The sequence below is a fragment of the Xanthomonas protegens genome (genome assembly GCF_038442435.1).
Lineage (GTDB): Bacteria > Pseudomonadota > Gammaproteobacteria > Xanthomonadales > Xanthomonadaceae > Xanthomonas_A > Xanthomonas_A sontii.
Window position 1 is genome coordinate 43,015 of sequence record NZ_JAQJCQ010000007.1, and the last position, 14,340, is coordinate 57,354.

A 14,340-nucleotide genomic window follows, 5' to 3' on the forward strand; every position below is an offset into this window, starting at 1 on the left:
CCGCCGCGCACACTTTCGCCATGCCCAAGAAGTCCCAAGACGATGCCTCCCCGGTCGCGCGCTTCGAGCAGTCGCTCGAGGAGCTGGAAGTGCTGGTGGAGAAGATGGAAGCCGGCGACCTTAGCCTGGAACAGTCGCTCAGCGCCTACGAGCGCGGCGTGGGCCTGTACCGGCAATGCCAGCAGGCGCTGGAGCAGGCGGAGTTGCGCGTGCGCCTGCTCAGCGATCCCGAGCAGCCCGAGAGCGCCGAACCCTTCGATCCCGTGCCGCCCCATGGCGGCTGACGCGGCGTTCGCGCGCTGGCGCGAACGGGTGGAAGCCGGCCTGCAGGCGCAGTTGCCGGCAGCCACGCTGGCGCCGCAGCGCCTGCACGCAGCGATGCGCCACGCCACCCTCGGCGGCGGCAAGCGCATGCGCCCGCTGCTGGTCTACGCCAGTGGCGCGCTGTTCGGCGCCGACGCCGCGCGCCTGGATGCACCGGCGCTGGCGGTGGAATTGATCCACGCGTATTCGCTGGTCCACGACGACCTGCCGGCGATGGACGACGATGCCCTGCGCCGCGGCCAGCCGACCGTGCACATCGCCTTCGACGAAGCCACCGCGATCCTCGCCGGCGACGCGCTGCAGAGCCTGGCGTTCGCGTTGCTGGCCAATGCCGAGGACGCGGCGGCGACGCTGCGCGTGCAGTGGCTGCAGACCCTGGCCGAGGCCGCCGGTGCGGCCGGCATGTGCGGCGGCCAGGCATTGGACATCGACGCCACCGGCCGCGTGCAGGCGTTGCCCGACCTGCAACGCATGCATGCGCTGAAGACCGGCGCGCTGATCCGCGCCAGCGTGCGCCTGGGCGCGCTTGGCGGCGGCGCCGACGCCGCCGCGCTCGCGCAACTGGACAGCTTCGCCACCGCGCTGGGCCTGGCCTTCCAGGTGCGCGACGACATCCTCGACGTGGAAGCCAGTTCCGAACAGCTCGGCAAGACCGCCGGCAAGGACGTCGCGCAGGCCAAGTCCACCTACCCTGCGCTGCTGGGCATGGACGGCGCCAAGGCCAAGCTGGCCGAGCTGGCGCAGGCGATGCAGGACAGCCTGCACGGCTATGGCACCGACGCCGATGCGCTGGCGGCGCTGGCGCGGCTCGCGGTCGATCGCGCGCACTGATCGCCGCGCTCGACGCGTGCGATGGTTGCGGCTGGGCCGCACGCGTCATTAGCCGCGCAGGCGCTGCACCGCATCCGCGAAACCAGGGATGGATGCTGGTGCTGGCCGCGCGTAGCCCTTGATGACCAGAGGCGCTGTCGTAGGAGCGGCTTCAGCCGCGACAGGCATTACCGATGACATGTGTCGCGGCTGAAGCCGCTCCTACAGGCGCTGTAGGTGAGGTGTCTGGGGCAATGTGGGAGGGACTTCAGTCCCGACTGCTTTCGCGGTCCGATCGTCCGCTACGCCGATCGTCGCGGATGCATGACAGTTGACTCCCACACCAGGCAACCAGGCGCATCTCACGCCACGGCAACCCGCGTTGTCGCAAAAACTCCGAAGCCGCGCATACCGCTGCAGATCGCGATGACGCCGGCTGCGGCGAATGGAGATCCCGGACATCCTCATCGCCTTCGGCAAACGCCGCCACCAGCACGATCTCCATGCACTGCACGCACACGCACACGCACACGCACGGTGCGAGCGTAATCGCCACATGACCGATCGCAACGTTGCACTCGATCCAGCGCGTGCCGCTGCGGCAAGGCCGCTGCAGCGCGACACGCACACGCGGCGATGTCTGTCCGCGATGCCGATACTGAGACCTGGCGCGCGCTTCGCTGGACGAAATCGAAGACAAACGCACCTGCGACGCGCACGCGCGCAGCACCGGGCTAGTTTGCTTCGGCCCCTGTCATGGGGCGCCCACTTTCGACGGAGAGAGACTGCATGAAACACGCATCCCGGATCTCGGCAGCGATCGGCTTCAGCCTGGTCGGCATCATCTCGGCGGCCACTGCGCAATCGCAACTCACGCGTACGCCCGCGCCGCTGCAGGTCGAACTGACCCCGGTCGCCGATGCCGACGGCCAGCAGCGCGGCCAGATGGCGGTGACCGTGCGCAACACCGGCACGCAGGTCGCGCGCGTGCCCAAGTGGGAACTGCCGCTGGGCGATCTCGACAACGCGCTGTTCCAGGTGCAGCGCGACGGCAAGCCGGTGGATTACGTCGGGCGCCTGGTCAAGCGCGCCGCGCCGCGCGCCGAGGACATGGTGGTGTTGCAGCCGGGCGAAGCGGAGCAGGCGCAGATCGACCTGAGCCGCGCCTACGACCTGACCCGCAGCGGCAACTACAGCATCCGCCTCGACGCGCCGCTGCAGGGCGCCGCGCTCGCCGATGGCGCGCGCATGCTGCGCGCCGACGGTGAGCCGCAGACCCTGTCCAGCGCGCCGCTGACGGTATGGCTGGACGGCGGCCGCGGCCATGCGGTGCGCAACGACCTGATGGTCGGCCCGCAGGCGGTGGTCAACGGCGTCAACTACGCCTCGTGCAGCACCAGCCAGATCAGCACCATCGGCAGTGCGGTGAACGCGGCGCGCACCTACTCGCAGAACGCCAAGACCTACCTCAACGGCGGCAGCACCGGCGCGCGCTACACCACCTGGTTCGGCGCCTACAACGCCAGCCGCTACAGCACCGCCACCTCCAACTTCGTCAACATCGATTCGGCGATCGACCAGAACAACGGCCAGATCACCATCAACTGCGGCTGCAGCGACAGCTCCTACGCCTACGTGTATCCGAACCAGCCGTACCAGATCTACGTGTGCAATGCGTTCTGGAGCGCACCGCTGACCGGCACCGACTCCAAGGCCGGCACCCTGATCCACGAAATGAGCCACTTCAGCGTGGTCGCCGGCACGCAGGACACCGCGTACGGCCAGAGCGCGGCCAAGAGCCTGGCCAAGAGCGATCCGGCGCGCGCGGTGAAGAACGCCGACAGCCACGAGTACTTCGCCGAGAACAATCCGTCGCAGAACTGAGTCCGGCACGCCGGTGATGTCCCCGGGCGCCGACCTCCCGTCGGCGCCCGGTTCGCGTGCGGCCCAGGCCGCACGCTCTGTGCCCGCTTGGTGTCCTAGGCCACCAGACCCTCCAACCTGGGCAGCCCCGCGCTGCCGGGAAACACCTGGGTGTCCAGTGCGCGCTCGGACACGCCCAGATGCGCGCCGAGCACGTGCCGGAACAGGCTGCGCAGGTCGCTGGTGGCGCGCAGGTCGCGGCCCTCGTTCAAGGCCCGCGGCGACAAGCCGGGCCAGTCTCCCGCGATGCGCCCGCCGCGCACCGCGCCGCCGGCCAGGAACGCCACGCCGCCGGTGCCATGGTCGGTCCCGCCGGTGCCGTTCACCGCCGCGGTGCGGCCGAATTCGGTCACCACCGCGACCACGCTGCGCGACCAGCAGGCCTGCGCGCCATCGTGGAACGCGCGCAGCCCCGCATCCAGTTCGCCCAGCTTGCGCTGCAGCACCGCGGCCTGGTTGCCGTGGGTATCCCAGCCGGCATCCTCGACGAACCCGATCCGCGGCCCGTCGGGTTTGGCCATGAAGCTGGCCGCCGCGCTCATCGCCTGCGGCAATTGCCCACCCTTGACGCTGTCCACCTGCATGCCCTGCTCGCGCAGCGCGCGCGCGAAATCGCCGGCCAGGTGCGGATCGGCGGCATACAGCGGCTGCAGGCGCTGCAGCAGGATCGGATTGACCGCGCTCGGCAGCGGCGGCGACCAGCTGTTCACCGCGCCCGGGCCGCGCATGATCAGCGGCGTCACCGCGCTCACCGACACCGCCTCGGCACCGTGCAGGGCCAGCGCGCAGCGATTGAGCCAGCCGCTGGAGGCACCGCTGGGTCGCGCGGTGCCGTTCTCCAGACAATCCTGCGCCTCGAAGTGCGAGCGCTCGCGGTACGGTGGCGCCACCGCCACCACCGGCAGCCACTGTTTGCGCGCGTACAGCTCCTGCGCGAACGCCAGCGCCGGATGCAGCGCGAAGCTGCCGTCCAGGGCCAGGGTCTGCTGTGGCGCCAGCGCGCCGCGCAGGCGTGCGTAGTCGGGGTCGGCGCTCGGCACCAGCGCATGCAGCCCGTCCAGCGCGCCGCGCAGCAGCACCACCAGCAGGCGCGTGTCGGCGCCCGGCGCGGCCAGGCCGCTGCCCGACCACAGGCTCAACACGGTAGCCGCACCGCTGGCGGCAAGGAAACGACGGCGTGTCAGTTGCATCGGAGCTTCTCCCATCGCGGATCGGACCGCGCGCCGCTCAGGCGCGCCATTGGAAGGCCGGGCTGGCCAGCAGCACCGCCACGCCTTCGCGCGGCGATTCGGCGCGCCGCACGGCGGTCAGCGTGTCCGCGTCCGGACCGTCGCCGAACGCGGTCGCGGCCAATGCCAACGGCTCGCCCGGGGCCATCCCGGCCAGCGCCTCGGCGGCCTGCACGCGCTTCCACAGCGCGTCGGCACCGCTCCATTCCGCCGCCACGTCGGCGTAACCGGCCGGCGAGCGCGGCGTGAACGGCGGCTGCCCCATCCGCGCCAGCAGGGTCAGCACGGTCTTCTGCTGCGGCAGCGCCTCGGGCCAGGCACCACCGGCTCGTAGTGCCGACACCACGAAATCCTGTGGCGGCTTGAACTTGCGTGCCTGCGCGTCCCAGGCCTCGGGGCTGTCGATCAGCGCGCGGTAGACGTGGCGCAGGTCGCCATCGCTGCGCCGCCACGCGTCCGCCATGCGCTGCACCAAGGCCGGCGGCGGATCGTCGCGGACGAAATGCCGGGCTAGCTTGAACGAGACGTGCTGCGCCGTGGCCGGGTGGCGCGCCAGCGCCGTCAGGATCGCCTCGCCCTGCGCCACGCCGTCCTCGGCATAGCGCCGGCCCAGCACCAGGCGGCTGCCGGCGGCATGCGCCGGCGCGCCGAACACGAAGGCACTGGCGGGCGCGCCCTGCTCGAAATCGCGTGGCGCCGGCACGCCCCAGCCGGTGATCGCACGCGCCAGTTCGGTGACGTCGGCCTGGGTATAGCCGCCGTCCACGCCCAGCGTGTGCAGTTCCAGGATCTCGCGCGCCAGGTTCTCGTTGAGCCCCAGGCGGCGCACGGGACGTTCGGGATCCAGGCGCAGGGCCCGGCGCTGCGCACGTTGCGCCAGCAACGAGTCGGGGCCGACCGAATTGGCGTTGTCCAGGTAGCGCAGCATCGCCGGGTGCCGCTCCACCGCCAGCAGCAGGTCGGCGAAGCGGCCCATGCAGTGCGGGCGGATCGCCTCGCGCTCCATCGGCGCCGCGTACAGCGCGGCCGCACGCTTGTCGACCGAGACCGCGAAATGATTGGACCAGAACTGCACCAGGCGCTCGGCGAATCCGGCCGGGCTGGACACCGCGACCCGGTAGCGCGCCGCCAGTTCCTGCGCCTGTGCCTGCCGATAGAGCCCGCGCGCGGCCTGCTGCGCCTGCTGGGCGGCCTGCTGCGGATCGCCGGCCGCCTGCTGCCGCGCCTGGCGGCGTTCGCGCTGGTAGTCGGCCTCGCGGCGCAGGTAGGCCAGGCTGTCGGGCAGGCCCTGCAGCGCCGGCGCCAGCGGCGGCGACTGCAGTTGCGCGGCCAGCCAGGCGCGCGGCTCGCCCATGGCAACCAGGTCCCCGGGACGGGCACCCAGGCCGAAGCGGTTGGCGGCGCTCAAGCTCTCGCGGCGGATCATGCAGCGCTCCGGTGATGGCGACAGCCTTGCAAACGCGCAGCACGGGCCGCGGTTGACCGGCCGGTGGCGGCGTTGCGCCTGGCCGCCCTGCGGCCTCCCGCCGCAGCGCGGCGCGGGCACAAAAAAGGCCCGGTGAGCGGCCGGGCCTTCGGGGACGCGTCGGGGGCGCGCTTACTTGATCAGGCGCAGCGCGAACGGGTAGCGGTAGGCGACGCCGTCGTTGGCCTTGATGCCGGCCAGGATGCAGAACACCAGGTTCACCACCCACACCACCGGCATCAGCAGTCCGCCGATGACGATCACGCTGAGCACCACGCAGATCACGTATGCGATGGCGACGGTGATCTGGAAATTCAGCGCTTCCTTGGCCTGGTCGTTGAGGAAGGACTTGGCCGGGTTGTCCTTGTTCACCAGCCAGATGATCAGCGGCACGATGAAGCCGGCGATGATCCCGGACAGATGGGTGATCAGCGCGACAGTGCGATCTTCCTGGGGGCCTGCCGAGGCCGGCGGCGGCGGCGGGGCAGTGACGTTGTCGAATTCGCTCATCGGTATTCCGTTCCTTTGGTGGTGAGGGGGACAAGACGTTTGGCGCGTCACTCTCGGCGGCCGGCGCGGCGCTGTCAAGCGAGGCCGGGTGCGCCGGGAAAGCACCACGGTGCGCGGCCTACCCGCCCATCGCCCCATACGGCGGCGGATCGCGCGCGCATCGACGTGCATGGCATCGCCTGGACGATCGGGCGCCGCCCATCGCGACGTTCACAGGTCCGCAGAAACCGCCAGCGCTCGCCCCACTCAAACGCGTGACCGGCGATGCCGCGCGCTACACGCGTGCGTGGCCGCCGACGCGCGCACCTGGATCGGTGCGCGTTGCGGCGCTCAGTCGTTGCCGGCCACCGTCATCCTGCCGACCAGCACCGCACCGATGTGCACGTGCGAGCGCACGTCGATGTCGGCGCCGACCGCCTCGATGTCCTGGAACATCTGCCGCAGGTTGCCGGCGATGGTGATTTCGTCCACCGGATAGGCGATTTCGCCGTTCTCGATCCAGAAGCCGCCGGCACCGCGCGAGTAGTCGCCGGTGACCGGGTTGACGCCGTTGCCCATCAGGTCGGTGACCAGCAGGCCACGCGGCAGGCCCTTGACGATGGTCTGCAGATCGGTGGCATTGGCCGCCACCTGCAGATTGTGCACCCCGCCGGCATTGGCGGTGGTCTGCAGGCCCAGCTTGCGCGCCGAGTAGCTGCCCAGCACGTAGCGCTGCAGCACGCCGTCGCGCACCAGCGGCGCCTCGCGGGTGGCCACGCCCTCACCGTCGAAGGCGGCCGAGCGCAGGCCGCGGCGCAGGTGCGGCAATTCGTCGATCGCGAACCACTCCGGGAACAGGCGGGTGCCGGCGCTGTCGAGCAGGAAGCTGGCGCGGCGATACAGCGCGCCGCCGGACACGGCGCCGAGCAGATGCCCGATCAGCGAGCGCGCCATCTCCGGCGCGAACAGCACCGGCACTTCGCCGGTCGGCAGCGAGCGTGGCTGCAGCCGCGCCACGGTGCGCTCGGCGGCGCGGCGGCCGATCGCCGACGCGCGCTCCAGGTCCTCGCGCGCCAGCGCGCTGCTGTACCAGCCGTCGCGCTGCATGCCGTCGCCCTGCCCGGCGATCAGCGTGCAGGCGATCGAATGGTGGGTGCTGCGCTCGCAGCCGACGAAGCCGTGCGAATTGGCATAGACCGACAGGCTCTCGCTGCTGCCGGCCGAGGCGCCGTCGGAATTGCTGATCCGCGCATCGGCGTCGCGGCCGGCGGCCTCGCAGGCCAGCGCCAGGTCGATCGCCTCCTCGGCCTGCAGCGGCCACGGATGCCAGCGGTCGAAATCCGGCTGCTCGCGGGCCATCAGCGCCGCCTCGGCCAGGCCGGCGGCCACGTCGTCCTCGGTGTAGCGGGCGATCGCGCAGGCCTGGGCCACGGTGGCCTCCAGGCTGGACTCGTGCAGGTCGGCGGTGCTGGCGCTGCCCTTGCGCTGGCCGAAATAGACGGTGACGCCGATGCCGCGGTCGCGGGTGGACTCCACCGTCTCCACCGCGCCCAGGCGCACGTTGACGTCCAGCCCGCGGTCTTCGCTGCAGCTGACCTCGGCCTGGCTGGCGCCGAGCGCGCGGGCGCGCGCCAGCAGCCGCTCGGCGATGTCGGACAGGCGCTCCAGGCGCTGCTGGCTGTCGTCGCGGTGCAAATCGGGGGTGATCGCGTTCAATGCTTTATCCTTGTTGTGCGAATCCCTTCGCCCCTGTCCGGCCGTCCTGGCCGGATGTGTTGATTTGATTTCCAGCCCGATCGAGTAGTACGAGCATGCGCGGACGCGACGAAGACACCGGTGAATTCCGCGGCGAAAGCCGCAGCCAGCAACGCCGCGAGGCGCTGGAAGTGCTGAGCCTGGGCGAGAAGCTGGTGGCGCTGACCCCGGCGCAACTGGCCAAGCTGCCGGTGCCCGAGTCGCTGCTGCCGCACATCGCCGAGACCAAGCGCATCACTTCGCACATCGCGCACAAGCGGCAGCTGGCGTTCCTGGCCAAGCAGATGCGACGCGAGGACGAGGCGGTGCTGGAGGCGATCCGCGAGGCGATGGACGTCAACAGCGACAGCGCGCGCCGCGAAGTGGCGGCCATGCACCGGGTCGAGGACTGGCGCGAGCGGCTGCTCGCCGAAGGCGACACCGCGCTGGCCGAGCTGCTGGCCGAGCATCCCGACGCCGACCGCCAGCGGCTGCGCCAGCTGGTCCGCAACGCCAAGGACGAGCGATTGAAGAACAAACCGCCGCACGCCTACCGCGAGTTGTTCCGGGAGCTGCGCGAGATGATCCTGGAGGCGGCGGGACCCGGGACCCGGGACTTGGGACCCGATGACGCGGACGACGACGCGGCGTTCGAAGACGACACGCGCGACTGAGGCGACGCGACGCGGGCCACGCAAGGTGACCCACCCGCGACCACTTCGGCGCGCTGAGCGGCGACGCCGACCACACGCATCGGTATCGCCACAGCAACCGAGTGCAGCTTTACCGATTCCCGATTCCCGAATCCCCACTCCCGGCTCCTAGGCCGTCCCGCCCACGGTCAGCCCGTCGATCAGCAGCGACGGCTGGCCGACGCCCACCGGCACGCTCTGCCCGTCCTTGCCGCAGACGCCGACGCCTTCGTCCAGCGCCAGGTCGTGGCCGATCATGCGCACCTTCTGCATGGTCTCCGGGCCGTTGCCGATCAGGGTGGCGCCCTTCACCGGCGCGGTGACCTTGCCGTCCTCGATCAGGTAGGCCTCGGTGGCCGAGAACACGTATTTGCCGCTGGTGATGTCGACCTGGCCGCCGCCGAAGTTGACCGCGTACAGGCCCTTCTTCACCGAACGGATCATCTCCTCGGGATCGTGCTGGCCGGCGCGCATGTAGGTATTGGTCATGCGCGGCATCGGCAGGTGCGCGAACGATTCGCGGCGGCCGTTGCCGGTCGGCGCCACGCCCATCAGCCGCGCGTTGAGCGTGTCCTGCATGTAGCCGACCAGCACGCCGTCCTCGATCAGGGTGGTGCAGTTGGTCGCGGTGCCCTCGTCGTCGACGTTGAGCGAGCCGCGGCGGCCGTCCAGGGTGCCGTCGTCGACGATGGTGACGCCGGGCGAAGCGACGCGCTGGCCGATGCGGCCGGCATAGACGCTGGTGCCCTTGCGGTTGAAGTCGCCTTCCAGGCCGTGGCCGACCGCCTCGTGCAGCAGCACGCCGGGCCAGCCCGGCCCGAGCACGACCTGCATCACCCCGGCCGGCGCCGGCACCGCCTCCAGGTTCACCAGCGCCTGGCGCAAGGCCTCGCGGGCGAAGGCTTCCGGGCGGCCGTCGGCGAACAGCGTGGTGTAGTCGTAGCGGCCGCCGCCGCCGGCATAGCCGGATTCGCGGCGGCCCTGCTGCTCGACGATCACCTGCACGTTCAACCGCACCAGCGGGCGCACGTCGGCGGCGAGCACGCCGTCGCTGCGCGCCACCAGCACCGTGTCCACGCCGCCGGACAGGCTCACCATCACCTGCTGCACGCGCGGATCGGCGGCGCGCAGGTACTGGTCCAGCCGCCGCAGCAGTTCCACCTTGTGCGCGTTGTCCATCGCGTCCACCGGGTCCAGCGCCGGATACAGCGCGCGGCCGCCACCGCGCTGCAGCGCGTGCGCCGGCTGCGCGCCGCCGTCGCGGGAGATGGCCCGCGCCGACTGCGCCGCAGCCAGCAGCGCATCACGGTGGATGTCGTCGGAATAGGCGAAGCCGGTCTTCTCGCCGGAGATCGCGCGCACCCCCACGCCCTGCTCGATGGAGTGGGCGCCATCCTTGACGATGCCGTCCTCCACGCTCCAGCTCTCGCGCCGCGAATGCTGGAAATACAGGTCGCCGAAGTCGATGCCGGGGCCGAGCAGCGTGCCGAAGGCGCGCTCCAGGCTGGTGGCATCCAGGCCGGCGGGAAGCAACAGGCGGGTTTCGGCGAGACTCAGGGCGTGATCGTTCATGGGCTCAACATGGGGGACGAAGGCGCGCAGTGCAAGCGGCGGGCGGCACCGAACGCGAATGGACAGCGCGCCGTGGGTCTCTGTCATCACCACGTCCCCTTCCGTAGGAGCGGCTTCAGCCGCGACGGGCGTTACCGATGATGCCCGTCGCGGCTGAAGCCGCTCCTACCGACGGCGCGCATCTAGGGTGTACCCGACGGCGCCGGCGGCCGCGCCGACTCGCGCTCGATCACGTCCACCTTGGGATCCTTCCACGGCCCGGTGACCCGGTAGGTGCGCGCGCCGATGTTGCCCAGCGGCTTGCCCAGCACCGCGTTGGCGGCGGCGCCGACCGCCGCGCCGACCGGCCCGCCGGCCACCGCGCCGACCACGGTCAGCAGGTTGCCTGACTTGGGATTGACGTCGATGGTCTGGTCGAACTGCTGGGCGCGCAGGTCGGCCTCGCCGCGCACCTTGATCTCCGCGGCGGGGCCATCGATGACCATGTTGTCGCTGCGCGCCAGGCCGTTGCCGAAACGGATCTGGCCGTCGATGCGGTTGAAGGCGAAGCCCTTGGAGAAGAAGTCGCGGAAATCGAACATCAGCCGCCGCGGCAACTGCGCCACGCTGAGCAGGCCGAGCACGCGCCCGGCGCCCGGGTTCAACTCCAGCAACTGCCCATTGCGCGCGGCCACATCGAGCTGGCCCTGCACCGTGGCCAGCTGCAGGCCGGCCGGCGTGCCCGGCCAGGCCGCGCTGAGCGTGAGCTGGCCTTCGCCGCCGCGCACCTGCCCGCCGAAGTCCAGGTTCTGCATCAGTTCGCCGAGGTCGCGGCTGTCGACGCTGGCGTTGAGCTGGGTCCGGGCAGTGGCGCCCTTGCCGCGCCAGTCGCCGCTGATGTCGATCTTCTGCTTGTCCGAGCGCAGGTGCAGCTGGTCCACCTGCATGCCGTCGGCGAGCTTGCGCGTGCGCAGCGAAGCCGCGCCGAGGGTCATCGCGCCGAAGCGCAGGTCGTCCACGTCCAGCGCCAGCGCCGGGATCGTGGCCGGGTCCAGGCTGTCGGCGAACGGGCCGGCCGGGACCGGGCCGGCGCTGCCGGCGGCCCCGCTGTCGGCGGGCGTGGCGACCACCGCCGTCGGCGTGCCGTTCGCCACCGGCAATGTGGCCGTGGCCGAGCGCCAGTGCACCCGCGCCAGGCGTCCGCCGAGCACGCCGCCATCCTTGGTCGGCACGCTGAGGTCACCGGCCAGGGCCGGGCCGTCCAGGTGCACGTCGATGCTGTCGGCCTGCGGCAGCAGGCGCAGGCGGGTGTTGTCGAACACCCCGCCCAGCAGCAGCAGATGGTCGGCCAGGATCTCGATGCGACGCAGCGGCATCGGATCTTCGCCGCCGTTGGCCGCGGCGGCGTTCGGATCGGGGCGGCTGACCACGCCGATCCAGTCGATGGCGTTCAATGCCGCGGTGCGCCCACTGACCACCAGGCCGCTGGCCGGCGGTTCGTCGGCGACGTGGTCGCTGCCCATCACCACGCGCACGCCGGTCTTGCCGCCCTGGCTACGCGCCGCCAGCGCCATCAGCTTGCCGAAGGCCACCTCGATGCGACCGCTGCCGACCGGCAGCGGCACGTTGACCGAGGTCGCCAGCGGCGTGGCCGGCCCCTTGTCCATCGGCGCCGGCATCAGCAGTTGGGTGCCGACCAGGTCCGAGCGCAGCTGCAGCCGGGTCGGCGGCTGCGCGCCGCCGTCGGGCGTCTTGGGCAGGCCGACGCCGATGTTCCAGCGCGAGCGACCCTGCACGTACGGCTTGAGCCAGGCCATTTCCGGCACCCGGTCGAGCAGTTCGTTCGCGTCCAGCGACGCGCTCAGCGCGGCCTCGAAGGCCTGTTGCGGATCCTGCACGCCGTCGCCGGCGCGCAGCGCCAGTTCGCCCTGGTGGCCCTGGTAGGCCACGCTCAGCTTCTGCGCGGCGAACCCGGTATCGCTGTAATTGGCGCTGCCGCGCATGTCGTCGAAGGCCAGGTCCCAGCGCTTGTCGGCGATGCGCGCGCCGAGCAGGTCGACCGTGCCGCGCAGGTGGTGGGTGCCGATGTCGGCGCGCAGCGGCTGCAGCAGGTCGAAGGTGACATCGGCCGGCCCCGACGCGCTGAGCGCATCCAGGGTGTCGCCGTAATGGGCGTGCAGCGGACTCTGCCGCAGCATCGCCAGCAACTTGCCGGTCTCGGCGCGGGTACTGGCCAGCACGCTGAGCTGGCCTTCCTTGTAGTCGGGCAGCGCCGCCGACAGCTGCTCCACCGGCACCCCGCCCATGCTGCCGCGGCCGTGCACCTCGAAGCCGTTGCCGATGAAGGCGACGCTGGCGTCCACGTTCTCCACCGCCGGCCAGTCGTGCTGGAAGCGCACCTTGGCGTCCTCCAGCCGCGCGGTCGCCTCGAAGCGGCCGTTGTGGTCGGCGAACGGCCAGTCGTCCAGGTCGCCGGAAACCAGCGCATGGCCGTCGCGCAGGCGCCCGCCCTGCAGTGCGGCGTCGAGCCAGTCGGTGGCGGCCTTGCTCATCTTGGAGTGGACCCAGAACTTCTTCGCCGCCACCACCGGCGCCTCCTGCAGGTCGGCAGCCAGGTCGATCCACGGCCGCGAGCCATCATTCTGGAAGCGCAGCCCGCCGCGCACGTCGGCGCCGTAGTCGCTGCCCTGCACGCGCAGCCCGGGGGTCGCCACGCGCAGGCCGTCGCCATCGCGGAAGGCGACGATACGCCCGGCCAACTGGACCTGGTGGACCACGCCGAAGCCGCTGGGCCAGTCGACGCGGACCGGGCTGCCGGCGTCCAGCGCCAGTTCGCCGGCCTGGGCATCGCCGTCGAAGCGGCCGCGCAACCCGCTCACGCCGGGCGCACCGCCCGCCGGCGCGAACGCCAGGTCGGCCAGACGACCCTGGCCGTACAGCGGACCGCCGGGAACCCCGCTCACCGCCACCTGGGTCAGTTGCAGGCGCGGCCGTGCCACCGCCAACCAACTGCGCAGGCTGGGCGAAAGCCGGTCGCTGAGCCCGGCCACCGCGATCAGCGGCGCCAGGTCGAGCCGATCGCCGTACAGGGCGAAACGGCGTCCGCCGGCCACGGTCAGCCCGTCCAGGCGTTGCAGTGCCTGTCCGGCCTGGCCGAACTGCAGTTGCGGCGCATCCAGCCGCCAGCCGCCGTCGATCTGGCGCCAGCGCGCCTTGGCGCGGAAGGTGGTGAAGGCGAGCTGCGGCCGGGTGCGCCCGTCGGCCAGCGGCGCACCGCGCAGGCGCAGCTCGCGCAGCGTGGCGTCCACGGTCACCCCGGCGACCCGGCGCTGCTGCAGGTCCAGCCAGGCCTGGACGTCGCCGACGCCGCCCTGCAGTTCGATGCCGGCCGCATGCAGCAGGCCGGCCCAGCCCGCCAGCTCCGCCGGACGCACCGCCAGGTAGGCCTGGCCATCGCCACTGCGCCGGTCCAGCTCCAGCACCGCGGTGAGCGGCGCCTGTTGCAGATCGCTCCAGCCCTGCACTCCCACCTGCAGGCGCTGGCCGTTCACGCGCATCCGCAGGTCGATCTTCGGCACCTGCGCTTCCAGGCCCAGCGACGGGGCGTGCACGCGCAGGCGGCCATCGATGACCTGCAGCTCGCCCAGTCCCTCCAGCGCATTCAGCGGATCGCCGCCCTGCCCCGAGGTCGGCAGGCCCTGCACGCTCCAGTTGCCGTCGTCGGCGCGCAGCAGGGTCAGCGCCAGGCCGCGCAGGCGCAGTTCGGTGAACGAGCGCCCGGGCAACAGCCCCGCGTACATCGACACCAGCACCTCGGCCTGGCCGATGCGCACGCCGTCGCCTGCGCCGATGCGCAGCCCGTCCAGGCGCAACAGCGGGCCGCGCCGGGTCCAGGCGGTCTCCAGCCGGTCGAAGCGGATCGGCCGCCCGGCACGCTCGCTCAGCCACGCCGCCACCTGCTGCGGATGCCGCTCCACGAACGGCAGCGCCTGGCTCAGCGCGCCTACCGCCAGTGCAACGCACACCAGCCCGATCGCCACCGCGTAGAACGCGAAACGGCGAGCCAGGCGCAGGCGGCGGCGCAGGGGGGTGTGCATCAGGTGCGGGGAGTGGGGAGTCGGGA

The 14,340-nt window shown here is 71.7% G+C and carries 10 protein-coding genes; 4 read left to right on the forward strand and 6 right to left on the reverse strand.

The genetic code is table 11. From position 1 onward, the window contains the following. The first annotated feature begins 20 nt into the window (after positions 1-20). From PIQ37_RS09830 to PIQ37_RS09840, 3 genes are all read left to right on the forward strand, one after another. Positions 21-284, forward strand: coding sequence for an exodeoxyribonuclease VII small subunit (locus PIQ37_RS09830; RefSeq protein ID WP_152182836.1), 264 nt, complete (start codon positions 21-23; stop codon positions 282-284). After that, the gene (locus PIQ37_RS09835) at positions 274-1,155 is read left to right on the forward strand and encodes a polyprenyl synthetase family protein (protein WP_342073326.1); all 882 of its coding nucleotides are present in this window, start codon (positions 274-276) and stop codon (positions 1,153-1,155) included. The genes PIQ37_RS09830 and PIQ37_RS09835 overlap by 11 nt, the downstream gene beginning before the upstream one ends. Before the next feature lie 768 nt (positions 1,156-1,923). Continuing rightward, on the forward strand, positions 1,924-3,018 hold the full coding sequence (locus PIQ37_RS09840; protein WP_342073327.1) for a M35 family metallo-endopeptidase: 1,095 nt from the start codon (positions 1,924-1,926) through the stop codon (positions 3,016-3,018). Between the two features lie 95 nt (positions 3,019-3,113). Here PIQ37_RS09840 and PIQ37_RS09845 read toward each other — a convergent pair whose 3' ends face one another. The 4 genes from PIQ37_RS09845 to pmbA all read right to left on the reverse strand — a co-directional run bounded on the left by PIQ37_RS09845 (position 3,114) and on the right by pmbA (position 7,956). After that, complete coding sequence (locus PIQ37_RS09845; protein ID WP_342073328.1) at positions 3,114-4,247, reverse strand: DUF1501 domain-containing protein; 1,134 nt, start codon at positions 4,245-4,247, stop codon at positions 3,114-3,116. 37 nt (positions 4,248-4,284) lie between these two features. Continuing rightward, positions 4,285-5,712: a DUF1800 domain-containing protein gene (locus tag PIQ37_RS09850; RefSeq protein ID WP_342073329.1), complete on the reverse strand. Its 1,428-nt coding sequence runs from the start codon at positions 5,710-5,712 to the stop codon at positions 4,285-4,287. Positions 5,713-5,883: 171 nt separating this feature from the next. Further along, positions 5,884-6,261 (reverse strand): DUF4870 domain-containing protein, encoded by a 378-nt coding sequence (locus tag PIQ37_RS09855; RefSeq protein WP_017910613.1) that lies wholly within the window; start codon positions 6,259-6,261, stop codon positions 5,884-5,886. Positions 6,262-6,591: 330 nt separating this feature from the next. Continuing rightward, a complete protein-coding gene (pmbA, locus tag PIQ37_RS09860) occupies positions 6,592-7,956 on the reverse strand; it encodes a metalloprotease PmbA (RefSeq protein WP_342073330.1) in 1,365 nt (454 codons plus the stop codon). A gap of 95 nt (positions 7,957-8,051) precedes the next feature. Here pmbA and yjgA point away from each other — a divergent pair, with 95 nt between their 5' ends. Further along, a complete protein-coding gene (gene yjgA, locus PIQ37_RS09865; RefSeq protein ID WP_342073331.1) occupies positions 8,052-8,648 on the forward strand; it encodes a ribosome biogenesis factor YjgA in 597 nt (198 codons plus the stop codon). A gap of 147 nt (positions 8,649-8,795) precedes the next feature. On the opposite strand, the gene tldD is transcribed toward yjgA, so the two are convergent. Next, positions 8,796-10,238, reverse strand: a complete 1,443-nt coding sequence (tldD, locus tag PIQ37_RS09870; RefSeq protein ID WP_104609472.1) for a metalloprotease TldD — start codon at positions 10,236-10,238, stop codon at positions 8,796-8,798. A 182-nt stretch (positions 10,239-10,420) separates the two neighbouring features. After that, positions 10,421-14,314: a YhdP family protein gene (locus tag PIQ37_RS09875; protein ID WP_342073332.1), complete on the reverse strand. Its 3,894-nt coding sequence runs from the start codon at positions 14,312-14,314 to the stop codon at positions 10,421-10,423. Positions 14,315-14,340: the final 26 nt, after the last annotated feature.